The sequence below is a fragment of the Mycobacterium sp. NTMscope_Eco_3 genome (assembly GCF_976985685.1).
This window is the reverse complement of the sequence record NZ_CDRJYZ010000001.1, coordinates 5,825,745-5,840,638: the sequence shown is the minus strand read 5'-3', so window position 1 is coordinate 5,840,638 and position 14,894 is coordinate 5,825,745. Positions and strand designations below refer to the sequence as shown.

The window sequence follows — 14,894 nt, the reverse complement described above, 5'->3', positions numbered from 1 at the left end:
GGCACAACACGCGCAGATTAGGGGTTGACATGGGGAGCAAGTCGTGCAATGGAGCACATTACCAACGCCCCCGTTCGGCCTTCGAAGCGGCTTCGAAGCGGTTTGGGAAGAGGCTCGGAAGCGGTTTGGGAAGCGGCTCCGGCGGCGGCGCGAAAGCCCTCGCGCCGCGCTCCCGCGCTGGTCCCGCGCCCCGCGCTACCGCGGGCACGGCGTGCCTACTACTGTGCATAGTTGCATTAGTCGAACGGGCCGAGCAGGAGGCTGTAGAGAGTGAACCGCTTCAAGATCCGCCTCGGCCTCCCCGCGTTCGCGTCCCGGGTCGCTATCGCCGGCGTGGTGGCCGTCGCGGCCGCGCTACTCAGCGGTTGCGGCGCCGGTCAGGTCTCGCAGATGGCGGTGCAGGAGCCCGCCATCAACGGCAACAAGGTCACCTTCAACAACGTGGCGTTGCGCAACATCCACATCCAGGCCACGCAGACGGGTGACTTCCTGCGGCCGGGCCGGGCGGTGGACCTGGTGCTGGTGGCCGTCAACCAGTCGCCAAGCGCCCCAGACAGACTGGTGGGCATCACCAGCGACATCGGTACCGTGGCGGTCAGCGGCGACACCCGGTTGCCCGCCGGCGGAATGCTGTTCATCGGCACGCCGGAGGGCCAGAAGGTGGCGCCGGGCCCGATCGATTCCAGCACCGCGGCCAAGGCGACCGTCACCTTGGCCAAGCCCATCTCGAACGGCCTCACTTACAACTTCACCTTCACTTTCGAGAAGGCCGGACAGGCCACCGTGCAGGTCCCGATTTCGGCCGGAGTGACCCCGCCGCACCAAAATCACGCGGGGTGACCGCCTGTCGTGACGGGGGCTTGTCGTAGCGGCTCGATACCGTCATCACGTGGCAACCGCGCGCTCGCAATACCGCTGCTCGGAATGCCGGCACGTCACCGCGAAGTGGGTCGGCCGCTGCCTCGAGTGCGGCACCTGGGGCACCGTTGACGAGGTCCCGGTGCTCAGTACCGTCGCCGGGCGCCGCGCCGCCCGGGCGGCCGGGTCGCAGGCCGTGCCGATCACATCCATCGAGCCGGGCGCCAGCCAGCACCGCACGACGGGCGTAGACGAACTCGACCGGGTGCTCGGCGGCGGCGTGGTTCCCGGCTCGGTCACGCTGCTGGCGGGCGATCCGGGCGTGGGCAAGTCGACGCTGTTGCTCGAGGTCGCCCACCGCTGCGCGGAGTCCGGCCGCCGCGCGCTGTACATCTCCGGTGAGGAGTCCGCCGGCCAGATCCGGCTGCGCGCCGACCGCATCGGCTGCGGCGGGGACGAGGTGTACCTGGCGGCCGAATCCGACCTGCACACGGTGCTCGAGCACATCGCCACGGTCAAGCCCGCGCTGGTGATCGTGGACTCGGTGCAGACCATGTCCACCACCGAGGCCGACGGCGTCGCCGGCGGCGTCACGCAGGTGCGCGCGGTGACGTCGGCGCTGACGGCCGCGGCCAAGGCCAACGGGGTCGCGCTGATCCTCGTCGGACACGTCACCAAGGACGGGGCCATCGCGGGGCCGCGTTCCCTCGAGCACCTCGTCGATGTGGTCCTGCACTTCGAGGGTGACCGCAACGGCTCGCTGCGGATGGTCCGGGGCATCAAGAACCGGTTCGGCGCCGCCGACGAGGTCGGGTGTTTCCTGTTGCACGACAACGGGATCGAAGGCGTCGCCGATCCGTCGAACCTGTTCCTGGATCAGCGCCCGGCGCCGGTCCCCGGCACCGCGATCACGGTGACGCTCGACGGCAAACGTCCGCTCATCGGCGAAGTGCAGGCGCTGCTGGCGACGCCGTCGGGCGGCTCGCCGCGCCGCGCCGTCAGCGGCATCGACAATTCGCGGGCCGCGATGATCACCGCCGTGCTGGAAAAGCACGCCAAGTTGCCCGTCGCCGCCCACGACATCTACCTGTCTACCGTCGGCGGCATGCGGCTGACCGACCCGTCATCGGATCTAGCGGTCGCGGTCGCGCTGGCCTCCGCGCTGGCCGATCTGCCGCTGCCCACCACCGCGGTGATGATCGGCGAGGTGGGACTGGCCGGGGACCTGCGGCGGGTCAGCGGCATGGAGCGGCGGCTGAGCGAGGCCGCGCGGCAGGGCTTCACCATCGCGCTCATCCCGGACGGCGACGACCCGCGGAGCGACATCGTGCCGCGCGGGATGCGGGCGCTGCGGGCGCCCACCATCGGCGCGGCGCTCGAGCACATGATCGACATCGCCGGCCGCCGCGGCGGGCCCGCCAAGCCGTACCGGCTGGACGCATGACGCGATGGGCCGCAGAATGCACGCTGTGACCCGTCCGACGTTGCGTGACACCGTTGCCCGCCTGGCACCGGGGACCGGGCTGCGCGACGGTCTGGAACGCATCCTGCGCGGCCGCACCGGCGCGCTGATCGTGCTCGGCAACGACGAAAACGTCGAAGCCATCTGCGACGGCGGCTTCGCCCTGGACGTGCGTTACGCGCCGACCCGGCTGCGCGAGCTGGCAAAGATGGACGGCGCCGTGGTGCTGTCCACCGACGGCAGCCGCATCGTGCGGGCCAACGTGCAGCTGGTTCCCGATCCGTCGATCGCCACCGATGAGTCGGGGACTCGGCACCGCTCGGCGGAGCGGGCGGCGATCCAGACCGGATACCCGGTGATCTCGGTGAGCCACTCGATGAACATCGTGACGGTGTACGTGGGCGGGGAGCGTCACGTCGTCGCAGATTCCGCGACCATCCTGTCGCGGGCCAATCAGGCCATCGCCACCCTCGAGCGGTACAAGATCAGGCTCGACGAGGTCAGCCGGCAGCTATCGCGGGCCGAGATCGAGGACTTCGTCACCCTGCGCGACGTCCTGACGGTGGTGCAGCGGCTCGAGCTGGTCCGGCGGATCGGCCAGGTGATCGACAACGACGTGGTCGAACTCGGCACCGACGGGCGCCAGCTGCGGCTGCAACTCGACGAACTGCTGGGCGGCAACGACATCGCCCGGGGGTTGATGGTGCGGGACTACCACGCCAGCCCGGAACCGCTGTCCGAAGCGCAGATGACCGCGACGCTGGACGAGCTGGATGCGCTCTCGGATACCGAGCTGCTCGACTTCACCGCTCTGGCAAAGGTTTTCGGCTACCCGACGACGACGGAGGCGCAGGATTCGGCGGTCAGCCCGCGTGGCTACCGCGCGCTGGCCGGCATCCCCCGGTTGCAGTTCGCCCACGCCGACCTGCTGGTCCGCTCGTTCGGGACGCTGCAGAACGTGCTGGCGGCCAGCGCCAGCGACCTGCAATCGGTCGACGGCATCGGCGCGATGTGGGCGCGCCACGTGCGGGAGGGCCTCTCGCAGCTGGCGGAGTCGACGATCACCGACTCACTGAGCTGATACGCGTTGGGCTCAGCCGGCCGGGGGCATCGGCGGGGCCTCCGGCTGCGGCACGGCCCCGGGCTGGCCCGGCCCGGGCACGGGGCCCGGCGGCGGTGGGGGCTGGTTCATGATGAACGGCACCGGCATCGAGCGCAGGTTGCCCAGCTGTACGACCAGGTTGTAGGTGCCCGGCCCGATCGCCGGCCGCGGCAGCGGGCAGTGCGGCGCCGAACCCATGCCCGTCCAGGTCACCGCGGTGGTCACCTGCTCGCCCGGCGTGAAGGTCTTGATCAGTGTCTCGTTGGACGGCGCGCAGTCCAGGTTCGACCACAGCCGCTTGTTGTCCAGCGAGTAGACGTAGGCCGCCAGCACCGCGGCGCCGACGTCGCGCTTGCAGGCGACCAGCCCGATGTTGGTGACGACCATGGTGAACTTCGGCTGGTCACCGATGAAGTACTGGGGCGCGTTGGTCAGGCCCTTGACCGCCAGCGTCGAGTCGGGGCAGTCGTCGCCCTCCTTCAGCACCGGCGGCGGCTGCACGGCGGCGGTGGGGGTGGGCGTCTCGGGGCTCTGGCCCTGCGCCGGCGGCGCCCCCGGCGCGGGGCTTTCCGGTCCCGCCGGTGGGGGCGCCTGGGGCGCAGGCGATCCCGGCTTGCTCTGAGCGGAGTTCGGCTTGTCGGTGCTGGCGGGCTTGGCGCCCGAGCTGTGTCCCATGAACGCGATGACGGTGGCGGCCACGATCCCGATCACGACGACCGCGATGCCCACGGCCAGGCCTCTGCGCCGCCAATAGATCTCGGTGGGTAGCGGGCCACGCGGTTCCAGATCGAGCACGTTCGCAGCGTAGGCCCAGGTCACGCCGATTTGGCTGACCCGACTCGGCGTGTCGCTAGGTTTGCCGGCCAATCGCCGTGTTAGTGGCGGCCGATCGCGTGCCCCATTCGCCCGCGATCCGGCCCGCTATTCGCCGCCTATTCGCCGCTTATTCGCCGATGTCGCCGACGTGGTCGCACAACGCCGCCTGCCCGTCGGCGAGGTGGTAGGTGACACCGGCGACCGCCACCGTGCCGTCGGCGATGCGCTCGGCGATCGCCGTGGACCGCGACACGAGCTGCGCCACGGTTTCGCGCACGTGTCGTTCCACGAACTCTTCGACGCGGCTCAGGCCGTCGCGGCGGCCCATGAGGATGGACGGAGCCACCCGCTCCACCACATCGCGCACGAAACCGCCGGGGATGGATCCCTCATCGATCGCGCCCAGGGCGGCCTTGATCGCGCCGCAGCTGTCGTGACCCAGCACGACGATGAGGGGCACGTTGAGCACGCTCACCGCGAACTCGATGGAACCCAGGACCGCGGTGTCGATGGCCTGCCCCGCGGTGCGCACCACGAACATGTCGCCCAGGCCCTGATCGAAGATGAGCTCGGCGGCGACCCGGCTGTCCGAGCAGCCGAACACGACCGCGGTGGGACTCTGACCGGCGGCCAGGCTGGCCCGGTGCTCAACACTTTGGCTGGGATGCTGCGGCTTACCGGCGACGAATCGCTCGTTACCCTCTTTGAGTGACTTCCATGCGGTTACCGGACTGGTGTTAGGCATGGCTGCCATCATGCCGGAACACCCAGAGCCCGGCCCGGCATACATACCAGTTACCAATCTTTTGGCCTGGTATGAGCGATCCCGCCGCGACCTGCCCTGGCGAGAGCCCGGGGTCAGCGCCTGGCAGATCCTGGTCAGCGAGTTCATGTTGCAGCAAACGCCGGTGGCCCGGGTGTTGCCGATCTGGTCGGACTGGGTGCGGCGCTGGCCGACCCCGTCGGCGACGGCCGCTGCCAGCGCCGCGGATGTGTTGCGCGCCTGGGGCAAGCTGGGTTATCCGCGGCGGGCCAAGCGTTTACACGAGTGCGCCACCGTCATCGCGCGCGATCACGACGACGTCGTTCCCGATGACGTCGACACGCTGCTGACGCTGCCCGGCGTCGGCAGCTACACGGCGCGCGCCGTCGCCTGCTTCGCCTATCGCCGGCGGGTGCCGGTGGTCGACACCAACGTGCGCCGGGTGGTGGCGCGCGTCGTGCACGGCCTGGCCGACGCGGGCGCGCCGTCGGCGAACCGTGACCACGCCGACGTGGCCGCGCTGCTGCCCGACGACGAAACCGCACCGCAGTTCTCCGTCGCGCTGATGGAGCTGGGAGCGACGGTGTGCACCGCGCGCGCCCCGCGGTGCGGGCTGTGTCCGCTGGGCCGGTGCGCCTGGCGGCACGCGGGCTTTCCCGCCGCGCAAGGACCGCCGCGACGCGTCCAGACCTACGCGGGCACCGACCGGCAGGTCCGCGGCCGGTTGCTGGATGTGTTGCGCGCCAAGGATTCCCCGGCCACCAGGGCCGAGCTGGATGTCGCGTGGCTGACCGATACCGCGCAGCGCGACCGGGCGCTGTATTCGCTGCTCGCCGACGGTCTGGTGACGCAGACCCGCGACGGCCGGTTCGCGCTGGCCGGCGAGGAGTAGCGCGTCAGGCCCGCGAATCCGGCGCGGCCAGGAAAGCCTCCACCGCTGCGCGGTATTCCTCGGGCGCTTCGTCGTGGATCAGGTGACCCGCCTGCGGAACCTGCAAATACGTTGCCGCGGTGGCGCTTTCGGCCATCCGTTGCATCTGGCCCGGCGGGGTGACCGAGTTGCCGGCCTCGATGAGCAGCGACGGCACACGCACCGCCCGCCACTGCGCCCAGTAGTCGCGGGTACCCCATTCCGCGGCGATCTCGATCCATCGCGAGGTGTGCCCGTGCAGCCGCCAGCCGGTTTCGGTGCGGTCGAACGCCTCCAGGAAATACTGCCCGGCGACGGGCCCGAATTCGGCGAACACCTGCTCGACGGAATCGAATTCGACCGGAAGCGCGTGCAGCCACGGCTCCCACGGGCCGGTGGTGCGGCCACGGAAGTCCGGCGCCATGTCCTCGAGCACCAGGGCGGAAACAAGTTCGGGGCGCTCGGCGGCCAGGCACCACGCGTGCAGGGCACCCATCGAATGCCCGACAATCCTGACCCGCGCGCCCAACGCGCTCACCGCATCACCCAGGTCGGCCACGAACCGCTCGGTGCTGATCGGGTGCGGATCGTTGACGTCGCGTCCCCGATGCCACAGCGCGTCGTAGCTGTAGACGGTGCCCAAGCGGGTCAGCCACGGCAGTTGACGCGTCCACGTGGTCCCGCGCCCCATCAGACCGTGCACCAGCACCAATGGTTCGCCGCGCCCCCCGCGGCGAGTCAACAAATCGCTGGGCATGCCACCATCTTGCGTGGACCGCCCTCGTTGAACGGTGCGGGGGGCGGGGTAGCCTAGCGGCATGCCGCCAGTGGTGAAGATCAACGCAATCGAAGTTCCCGCCGACGCCGGCCCCGAACTGGAGAAGCGGTTCGCCCACCGCGCGCATGCGGTGGAGAATCAGCCCGGCTTCCTCGGCTTCCAGTTGCTGCGTCCGGTCCAGGGCGAGGACCGCTACTTCGTGGTGACGCACTGGGAGTCCGATGAGGCGTTCCAGGCGTGGGCGAAGGGTCCCGCCATCGAGGCCCACGCCGGCCATCGGGCCAACCCGGTGGCGACCGGGGCGTCCCTGCTGGAATTCGAGGTTGTGCTGGACGTTGCCGCAAACAAGCAGGCTGGCTAGCGGGCGGTCGGCCTGGCGCCGCGCGCTGGCGCTGAGCGCCGCCACCACACTGATCGTGACCTCGGCGCCCGGTTGCGCCCCCTCCCCCTCGCCGCAGGCGAACGCGGCGAACGCGGGACGCCAAATCGACACCCGGACCCCGCCCGGCATCCGGGCCCAGCAGACGTTGGACATGCTCAACTCGGATTGGCCCATCGGGCCGGTCGGGGTCGGCACGCTGGCCGCTGCCGACAAGGTCGAGTCGGTGGAAACCACCATGGAGGCGCTGTGGTGGGATCGTCCGTTCAGCCTGGACGGCGTGGACATCGGTGCGAGCGTGGCCACGCTGCACCTGACGTCGTCTTACGGTGCCCGCCAAGACATCCGGATCCACACCGACGACGGCGGGTGGGTGGACCGGTTCGACCTGGACACCCGGGCGCCCACGGTCAGGTCGTGGCAGGACATCGACGCGGTGCTGAGCAAGACCGGCGCGCGCTACTCCTATCAGGTCGCCAAGGTCGATGACGGCCACTGCAACCCGGTGGCGGGCACCAACACCCGCGAATCCCTGCCGCTGGCATCGATTTTCAAGCTGTACGTGTTGCACGCCCTGGCCGGCGCCATCAAAAACGGCACGGTGTCCTGGGATGACCAGCTGACCGTCGCCGACAAGAGCCGGGCCGTCGGCTCGTCGGGTCTGGCGCTGCCCGCCGGCGCCCACGTCTCGGTCCGCAAGGCCGCCGAGAAGATGATCGCCACCAGCGACAACATGGCAACCGATCTGCTGATCGAAAAGATGGGCACGCACGCCATCTCCGAAGCGCTCGCCACGGCCGGCCATCACGACCCGGCCAGCATGACGCCCTTCCCCACCATGTACGAGCTTTTCTCGGTCGGCTGGGGCAGACCCGACCTGCGCGACCAATGGGAGCACGGGTCCCCGCAAGTGCGGGCCCAGCTGCTGGAGCAAGCGAATTCCACGCCGTACGACCCGGATCCGATGCGCGCTCACTCGCCCGCGTCCTCGTACGGCGCGGAGTGGTACGGCAACGCCGAGGACATCTGCCGGGTTCACGCGGCGCTGCAGGCCGACGCGGTCGGCGCGGCGGCTCCGGTGCGCGAGATCCTGTCCGCGGTCGCGGGTATCCAGCTGGACCGCAACGTGTGGCCCTACATCGGCGCGAAAGCCGGTGGCCTGCCGGGTGATTTGACGTTCAGCTGGTACGCCGTCGACAAGACGCGCCAGCCGTGGGTGGTCAGCTTCCAGCTGACCTGGCCGCGCGATCACGGGCCGACCGTGACCGGCTGGATGCTGCAGGTCGCCAAGCAGGCCTTCGCGTTGATCGCGCCGAAGTAGCTGTCACAACCGCAGCGTCCAGCGTTCGTCGCGGAAATGCATGAGGACGCGGCCCGCCGGTGCGACGTCGATGCGCCAGAACGACGCCGGCGGGATGCCCAGCGCCGCCAGGATCGCCGCCCGGATCACCGCGGGGTGCGTCACCGCCACCGCGGGTGAGGTGTTGGCGGTCAACGACTTCAACCAGCCGGCCACCCGGTCGACGAGGTCGGTGATCGACTCGCCGCCGTGCGGCGCCTGGGTGGGATCGGTCAGCCACGCCTCGAGCTCCCCGGGGGGCACGTCCCCGAGCGCCATGCCTCGCCACCGCCCGCAATCGAGGTCGGAGAGCCGCGGCTCCGTGACGGATTGCAGGCCCAGCAACGCCGCCGTCTCCCGAGCGCGCCGCTCGGGTGCGACGAAATAGCGTGCCCCAGCGGGGATTTCGTCGGTCACGGCTTTGGCCTGGCGGCGGCCGACGTCGTTGAGCGGCTCGTCGGCGGGAAACCGCCCGGCCGCCATCGCAGCGGTCATCGCGTGCGAGACGAGCGTCAGCCGGACGACCTGCGTCACGCCGCGGTGCTCGGGGCGCGCTCACTCAGCAGCCGGGACGCCACCACGGAGAAGACCGCGCCGATGCCCGCCCACAGCACCAGCTGAGTCCCCAGCGATACCAACCTGAACTCATAGAGGACGTCGGCGGGAAAACCCGGATAGATGATGGCGCCCGCCGCGTCGCGCAGCGGTCCCGGCGTCTCGTCCACGCCCGGCAGCAGCACCGCCACCACGACGATCGCCACCAGATAGGACCCGGCCGCCAGCAGCCGCGCGTTCCCCACCCCGAAGCGGGCGGTGAGCGAACGCGCCAGCCATGCCGCGCCGATCGCCAACACCATCGACGCCAGCACCATCACCAGATACCAGCCGGTCCGCGCGCCGATCGTGTCGGACTGGCCGACCGCCGGCGGGTTCGGCGGATACTTCAGAAACGGCACCACGTACACCGCCCAGAACGCCCCGGCCGCCAAGAGCAACGAAAGCGCCTGCGGCCGCGCATGATTCGTGCGGGCATAGACGACGCTGAACAGCACGGCGAACAAGGCGCCCATGGCGAGGCCGAAGAGCAGCACCCCGAATCCCAGCCCGGCGTTGGCCTGCACCGTCCGGGTGAACAGCTCGGCGCCGTGCTCGTGCACGCCGTGCGCGTTCTCGGCGTCGGTGCGGCCGTCCTCAAAAGCGATCGCGCGGCCGATGACGGGCTCGGCGCACAGCCGGGCGAATACGAACGCCAGCACCGCGCCGATGGCACCCGCCAGAAGTCCGCCCCCGATCAGGCGTTTCTCCACGAGACCGGCTCAGTGGCAGGGGAAGCCGAGGAGATGGCGCGCGTCGTGCACGAACTCGTGCACATGCGAGTCGCTGCCGAACAGCGACACCGCCCCCTGGTCGACGCCGACGAAGTACAGCGCCAACAAGGCGAGAAAGACGGTCGCCGCCAACCAGAGCGCGGCGCTTGCCGCCGACAGGTCGAGCGAACGGGTGCGGGCTACCTGGGAGTTCGCCACGAGAGCCTCCTTGTGCGGTGCACGCCCTTCTCGACGCGCAAGTGTGAACCCTGCGACGCGGCACACAATCCACGCGCCGCCGGGTTCACCCTACTGCGCGTCCGGCGCCTGCGGTGCGGCGTGCGCCCCGGCCTTGGCCAGGTCCGGCTCGGCCGGCGGCTTGCGGGTGCCGGTGAAGGTGAACTTCGCGTCCTCGCCGGCGCTCTCGCCGTCCCAGTTGTCGACGTCGACCGTGACAACCTGGCCGGGACCGACCTCCTCGAAGAGGATCTTCTCCGAGAGCTGGTCCTCGATCTCGCGCTGGATGGTGCGCCGCAGCGGACGGGCACCCAGCACGGGGTCGAAGCCGCGCTTGGCCAGCAATGCCTTGGCCTTGTCGGTCAGCTCCATCGCCATGTCCTTGCTCTTGAGCTGGTTGCCGACGCGCTGGATCATCAGGTCGACCATCCGGATGATCTCGTCGCGGGTCAGCTGGTGGAACACGATGATGTCGTCGATGCGGTTGAGGAACTCCGGGCGGAAGTGCTTCTTCAGCTCGTCGTTGACCTTCTGCTTCATCCGCTCGTAGTTGTTCTCACCGCCACCCTGGGTGAAGCCCAGGCCGACCGGCTTGGAGATGTCGGACGTGCCGAGGTTCGAGGTGAAGATCAGCACGGTGTTCTTGAAGTCCACCGTGCGGCCCTGACCGTCGGTGAGCCGACCGTCCTCGAGGACCTGCAACAGGCTGTTGTAGATCTCCTGGTGCGCCTTCTCGATCTCGTCGAACAGCACCACGGAGAACGGCTTGCGGCGCACCTTCTCGGTGAGCTGGCCGCCCTCCTCGTAGCCGACGTATCCCGGCGGGGCGCCGAACAACCGCGACGCGGTGAACCGGTCGTGGAACTCGCCCATGTCGATCTGGATGAGCGCGTCGTCGTCGCCGAACAGGAAGTTGGCCAGCGCCTTGGACAGCTCGGTCTTACCGACACCGGACGGGCCGGCGAAGATGAACGAACCCGACGGGCGCTTGGGGTCTTTCAGCCCGGCGCGGGTGCGGCGGATCGCCTTGGAGACGGCCTTGACGGCGTCCTCCTGGCCGATGATCCGCTTGTGCAGCTCGTCCTCCATGCGCAGCAACCGGGTGGTCTCGGCCTCGGTGAGCTTGAACACCGGGATGCCGGTCCAGTTGCCCAGCACCTCGGCGATCTGCTCGTCGTCCACCTCGGCGACCACGTCGAGATCGCCGGAGCGCCACTGCTTTTCGCGCTCGGCACGCTGGGCCACCAGCTGCTTCTCCCGATCCCGCAGGCTGGCCGCCTTCTCGAAGTCCTGGGCGTCGATCGCCGATTCCTTCTCCCGGCGCGCGTCGGCGATCTTCTCATCGAACTCGCGCAGGTCTGGCGGCGCCGTCATCCGGCGGATCCGCATCCGGGCGCCCGCCTCGTCGATCAGGTCGATCGCCTTGTCCGGCAGGAACCGGTCGTTGATGTAGCGGTCGGCCAGGGTGGCCGCCGCGACCAGTGCCGGGTCGGTAATCGAGACCCGGTGGTGCGCCTCGTAGCGGTCGCGCAGACCCTTGAGGATCTCGATGGTGTGCTCCACCGTCGGCTCACCGACCTGCACCGGCTGGAAGCGGCGCTCCAGGGCGGCGTCCTTCTCGATGTACTTGCGGTACTCGTCGAGCGTGGTGGCGCCGATCGTCTGCAGCTCGCCGCGGGCCAGCTTGGGCTTAAGGATCGACGCGGCGTCGATCGCTCCCTCGGCGGCACCGGCACCCACCAGGGTGTGCAGCTCGTCGATGAACAGGATGATGTCGCCGCGGGTGTTGATCTCCTTGAGCACCTTCTTCAGGCGTTCCTCGAAGTCACCGCGGTAGCGCGAGCCCGCGACCAGCGAGCCCAGGTCCAGGGTGTAGAGCTGCTTGTCCTTCAGCGTCTCCGGGACCTCGCCGTGCACGATGGCCTGCGCCAGGCCCTCGACGACGGCGGTCTTGCCGACGCCGGGCTCGCCGATCAGCACCGGGTTGTTCTTGGTGCGCCGGCTCAGCACCTGCATCACCCGCTCGATTTCCTTCTCGCGGCCGATGACCGGGTCCAGCTTGCCTTCCATCGCGGCGGCGGTCAGGTTGCGGCCGAACTGGTCGAGCACCAACGAGGTGGACGGGCTGCCGGACTCGCCGCCACGGCCACCGGTGCCCGCCTCGGCGGCCTCCTTGCCCTGGTAGCCGCTCAGCAGCTGGATGACCTGTTGGCGCACCCGGGTCAGCTCCGCGCCCAGCTTCACCAGCACCTGCGCCGCCACGCCCTCACCCTCACGGATCAGGCCCAGCAGGATGTGCTCGGTGCCGATGTAGTTGTGGCCGAGTTGCAGCGCCTCGCGCAGGCTCAGCTCGAGAACCTTCTTGGCGCGCGGGGTGAACGGGATGTGGCCCGACGGGGCCTGCTGGCCCTGGCCGATGATCTCCTCGACCTGGCTGCGGACGCCCTCGAGCGAGATGCCCAGCGACTCCAGCGACTTCGCGGCGACGCCTTCGCCCTCGTGAATCAAACCCAGCAGGATGTGCTCGGTGCCGATGTAGTTGTGGTTGAGCATCCGGGCCTCTTCTTGCGCCAGGACGACGACCCTGCGGGCACGGTCGGTAAATCTTTCAAACATCGGGTTACCTGCTCTCCCTCAACATCGGTACAAACTGGTTAGCGGCCCTTCTAGCAACCCTGCCGGTTCCCTGTGGCCGGAATCGCGTACCTGCCATCCACTGTAATGGTCGGCTTGCCAGCGGGCCTAACCTTGTGCGGCCTCGTTCGCTGCGGACGCAACTTGGTCCTTCCGGCCGTAAATCTCTCCTGCGACTGCCTGCGGCGTTACGCGCCGTATGGACGCCGTACGGAGAGGAAACGTCGCAAAGTCTCAATTCGTTTCCCGGGACGCCCGTCGATCATTTCGCGCCCAGCGAAATGACAAACCGGCGCCCGGGCGTGGACCCGGGCGCCGGTTCGAAGACTGTCAGGTTGCCGCGTGGAACGCGTCGATGACGTCGGCCGGGATGCGGCCGCGCGTCGACACGTTGTGCCCGTTCCGGCGAGCCCATTCGCGGATCGCTGCGCTCTGCTCGCGGTCGATGGCGCCGCGGCCGCGTCCCGAGCCGGAACGCCCGCGCCGGCGGCCGCCGACGCGGCGGCCGGCTTCCACCCATTGCTTCAGATCTCCGCGAAGTTTCGCGGCATTCTTGGACGAAAGATCAATCTCATAGGTCACCCCGTCAAGCCCGAATTCGACCGTTTCGTCGGCTGCGCCGGCACCGTCGAAATCATCGACCAACGTGACGGTCACTTTTTTTGCCATTGGCTTACCCTCGCATTTCGTCCTGAGCAGTTACTGAGCAGATTGGAACGACCTCCCCGGTCACCAATGTGCCATAACAACGCAGCATACTCAATCTGTACGGACGCTGCAGCGTTGAGCTTTTCGACTACTAGTGCGGGCGAACAATGGGGAACAAAACTGTCTCCCGAATTGACAGTCCGGTCAAAGTCATCAACAACCGGTCGATACCCATTCCCGTTCCGGTGCATGGCGGCATCGCATACTCGAGTGCGGCGAGAAAATCTTCGTCGAGCACCATGGCCTCGTCGTCGCCGGCGGCCGCAGCGCGCGCTTGGTCGGCGAACCTCTCCCGCTGCACCACCGGATCGTTCAACTCCGAGTACCCGGTGGCCAGTTCGACTCCGCGCACATACAGGTCCCACTTCTCTGTGACGCCCGCGATGCTGCGGTGCTGACGCGTCAAAGGTGTTGTCTCGACCGGGAAATCCCGCACGAACGTGGGTGCGACGAGCGAGTTGCCCACCGTGTGCTCCCACAGTTCCTCGATGATCTTTCCGTGTCCGTAGCCGCGGTCACGCGGAATCTCGACACCGAGCCGGTCGGCGATTCCGAGCAGCTTTTCGACCGTCGCCTCCGGTGTGATCTCTTCACCGAGCGCCGCCGACAGCGACGGGTACATTTCTATAGAAGCCCATTCTCCGTCTATGTCGTAGACACTGCCGTCGGGCAGCGGTAGTTGTCTGGTTCCGATCGCCTCGTCGGCGACCTCTTGAATAAGCTCGCGCGTCACTACCGCCGAATCGTCATACGTTCCGTAGGCCTGGTAGGTCTCGAGCATGGAAAATTCGGGAGAATGCGTGGAATCCGCACCTTCGTTTCGAAACACGCGATTTAGTTCGAAAACTCTGTCGAAGCCACCGACGACGCAGCGCTTGAGGAACAGTTCCGGTGCGATCCTCAGGTAGAGATCGATGTCCAGCGCATTCGAATGGGTGATGAAGGGCCGCGCGGCCGCGCCGCCGGCCAGCGTCTGCAACATCGGGGTTTCGACTTCGAGAAAGCCGCGCCGTTCCAATGCGTTGCGGATGGCGCGGATGACCGCGATTCGCTGCCGGGCCACGGTGCGCGCCTGCGGGCGGACGATCAGGTCGACGTAGCGCTGCCGCACCCGCGCTTCTTCACTCATCTCCTTGTGCGCGACGGGCAGCGGGCGCAACGACTTGGACGCCATCCGCCACGAATCGGCCAGCACGGACAATTCGCCGCGCCGCGAGCTGATCACGTTGCCGTGCACGTAGACGATGTCGCCCAGGTCGACGTCGGCCTTCCACGCGTCGAGGGAATCACGACCCACCTTGTCGAGGCTGACCATCACTTGCAGGGTGGTGCCGTCGCCCTCCTGCAGCGTGGCGAAGCAGAGCTTTCCCGAGTTGCGGGCGAAGATCACCCGGCCCGCAACGCCGACGAGGTCGTCGGTCGCCGTGTCGACCGGCAGGTCGGGGTGGGCGGCGCGGACCTGCGCCAACGTGTGGGTGCGTTCGACGGCGACCGGGTAGGGATCGCGCCCCTCGGCGAGCAGCCGAGCGCGCTTATCCCGGCGGATCCGGTACTGCTCGGGAATATCTAGGTCGTCGGCACTCACGACGTGCCAGCTTAAA

General features: G+C 68.6%; 14 protein-coding genes and 1 pseudogene. 6 read left to right on the top strand and 9 right to left on the bottom strand.

The window, feature by feature from the left end:
- Positions 1 to 270: 270 nt before the first annotated feature.
- From AC0KTM_RS27355 to disA, 3 genes and pseudogenes are all read left to right on the top strand, one after another.
- Positions 271 to 840 (top strand): copper chaperone PCu(A)C domain-containing protein, encoded by a 570-nt coding sequence (locus tag AC0KTM_RS27355; RefSeq protein ID WP_238955660.1) that lies wholly within the window; start codon positions 271 to 273, stop codon positions 838 to 840.
- Between the two features lie 49 nt (positions 841 to 889).
- Positions 890 to 2,321, top strand: a pseudogene (radA, locus tag AC0KTM_RS27350) (DNA repair protein RadA); the annotation flags it as partial.
- Positions 2,319 to 3,401: a DNA integrity scanning diadenylate cyclase DisA gene (gene disA, locus AC0KTM_RS27345; RefSeq protein ID WP_225326322.1), complete on the top strand. Its 1,083-nt coding sequence runs from the start codon at positions 2,319 to 2,321 to the stop codon at positions 3,399 to 3,401. The pseudogene radA and the gene disA, both read left to right, overlap by 3 nt.
- Before the next feature lie 12 nt (positions 3,402 to 3,413).
- Here the strand turns inward: disA and AC0KTM_RS27340 are convergent, their stop codons facing one another.
- Together AC0KTM_RS27340 and AC0KTM_RS27335 are read right to left on the bottom strand one after the other, a co-directional pair.
- Positions 3,414 to 4,217, bottom strand: a complete 804-nt coding sequence (locus AC0KTM_RS27340) for a hypothetical protein (protein ID WP_225326221.1) — start codon at positions 4,215 to 4,217, stop codon at positions 3,414 to 3,416.
- A gap of 148 nt (positions 4,218 to 4,365) precedes the next feature.
- A complete protein-coding gene (locus AC0KTM_RS27335) occupies positions 4,366 to 4,983 on the bottom strand; it encodes a carbonic anhydrase (protein ID WP_225326220.1) in 618 nt (205 codons plus the stop codon).
- On the opposite strand from AC0KTM_RS27335, the gene AC0KTM_RS27330 reads away from it, so the two are divergent.
- Entirely contained in the window at positions 4,982 to 5,893 is a 912-nt protein-coding gene (locus AC0KTM_RS27330) for an HhH-GPD family protein (protein ID WP_225326219.1), read from the top strand. The genes AC0KTM_RS27335 and AC0KTM_RS27330 overlap by 2 nt on opposite strands.
- Before the next feature lie 4 nt (positions 5,894 to 5,897).
- Here the strand turns inward: AC0KTM_RS27330 and AC0KTM_RS27325 are convergent, their stop codons facing one another.
- Positions 5,898 to 6,668: an alpha/beta fold hydrolase gene (locus AC0KTM_RS27325; protein WP_238955659.1), complete on the bottom strand. Its 771-nt coding sequence runs from the start codon at positions 6,666 to 6,668 to the stop codon at positions 5,898 to 5,900.
- A gap of 61 nt (positions 6,669 to 6,729) precedes the next feature.
- On the opposite strand from AC0KTM_RS27325, the gene mhuD reads away from it, so the two are divergent.
- The gene (gene mhuD, locus AC0KTM_RS27320; protein WP_003875625.1) at positions 6,730 to 7,050 is read left to right on the top strand and encodes a mycobilin-forming heme oxygenase MhuD; all 321 of its coding nucleotides are present in this window, start codon (positions 6,730 to 6,732) and stop codon (positions 7,048 to 7,050) included.
- A complete protein-coding gene (locus AC0KTM_RS27315; protein WP_238955658.1) occupies positions 7,025 to 8,389 on the top strand; it encodes a class A beta-lactamase-related serine hydrolase in 1,365 nt (454 codons plus the stop codon). The genes mhuD and AC0KTM_RS27315 overlap by 26 nt, the downstream gene beginning before the upstream one ends.
- A gap of 3 nt (positions 8,390 to 8,392) precedes the next feature.
- On the opposite strand, the gene AC0KTM_RS27310 is transcribed toward AC0KTM_RS27315, so the two are convergent.
- The 6 genes from AC0KTM_RS27310 to lysS all read right to left on the bottom strand — a co-directional run bounded on the left by AC0KTM_RS27310 (position 8,393) and on the right by lysS (position 14,878).
- A complete protein-coding gene (locus AC0KTM_RS27310) occupies positions 8,393 to 8,941 on the bottom strand; it encodes a histidine phosphatase family protein (RefSeq protein ID WP_238955657.1) in 549 nt (182 codons plus the stop codon).
- Entirely contained in the window at positions 8,938 to 9,714 is a 777-nt protein-coding gene (locus AC0KTM_RS27305) for a CbtA family protein (protein ID WP_238955656.1), read from the bottom strand. Before AC0KTM_RS27305 ends, AC0KTM_RS27310 begins: the two co-directional genes overlap by 4 nt.
- 9 nt (positions 9,715 to 9,723) lie before the next feature.
- Positions 9,724 to 9,933, bottom strand: coding sequence for a CbtB domain-containing protein (locus tag AC0KTM_RS27300; RefSeq protein ID WP_238955655.1), 210 nt, complete (start codon positions 9,931 to 9,933; stop codon positions 9,724 to 9,726).
- Between the two features lie 90 nt (positions 9,934 to 10,023).
- Positions 10,024 to 12,567, bottom strand: a complete 2,544-nt coding sequence (gene clpC1 / locus AC0KTM_RS27295; protein WP_020821484.1) for an ATP-dependent protease ATP-binding subunit ClpC — start codon at positions 12,565 to 12,567, stop codon at positions 10,024 to 10,026.
- A gap of 348 nt (positions 12,568 to 12,915) precedes the next feature.
- Complete coding sequence (gene lsr2, locus AC0KTM_RS27290; protein ID WP_008263502.1) at positions 12,916 to 13,254, bottom strand: histone-like nucleoid-structuring protein Lsr2; 339 nt, start codon at positions 13,252 to 13,254, stop codon at positions 12,916 to 12,918.
- A gap of 130 nt (positions 13,255 to 13,384) precedes the next feature.
- Positions 13,385 to 14,878, bottom strand: a complete 1,494-nt coding sequence (gene lysS / locus AC0KTM_RS27285; RefSeq protein WP_225326213.1) for a lysine--tRNA ligase — start codon at positions 14,876 to 14,878, stop codon at positions 13,385 to 13,387.
- Positions 14,879 to 14,894: the final 16 nt, after the last annotated feature.

Coding starts and splice junctions, on each gene's coding strand:
- mhuD (WP_003875625.1), top strand. CDS start 6,730: ATGCCGCCAGTGGTGAAGATCAACGCAATCGAAGTTCCCGCCGACGCC.
- disA (WP_225326322.1), top strand. CDS start 2,319: ATGCACGCTGTGACCCGTCCGACGTTGCGTGACACCGTTGCCCGCCTG.
- AC0KTM_RS27330 (WP_225326219.1), top strand. CDS start 4,982: ATGGCTGCCATCATGCCGGAACACCCAGAGCCCGGCCCGGCATACATA.
- clpC1 (WP_020821484.1), bottom strand. CDS start 12,567: ATGTTTGAAAGATTTACCGACCGTGCCCGCAGGGTCGTCGTCCTGGCG.
- AC0KTM_RS27325 (WP_238955659.1), bottom strand. CDS start 6,668: ATGCCCAGCGATTTGTTGACTCGCCGCGGGGGGCGCGGCGAACCATTG.
- AC0KTM_RS27335 (WP_225326220.1), bottom strand. CDS start 4,983: ATGCCTAACACCAGTCCGGTAACCGCATGGAAGTCACTCAAAGAGGGT.
- lsr2 (WP_008263502.1), bottom strand. CDS start 13,254: ATGGCAAAAAAAGTGACCGTCACGTTGGTCGATGATTTCGACGGTGCC.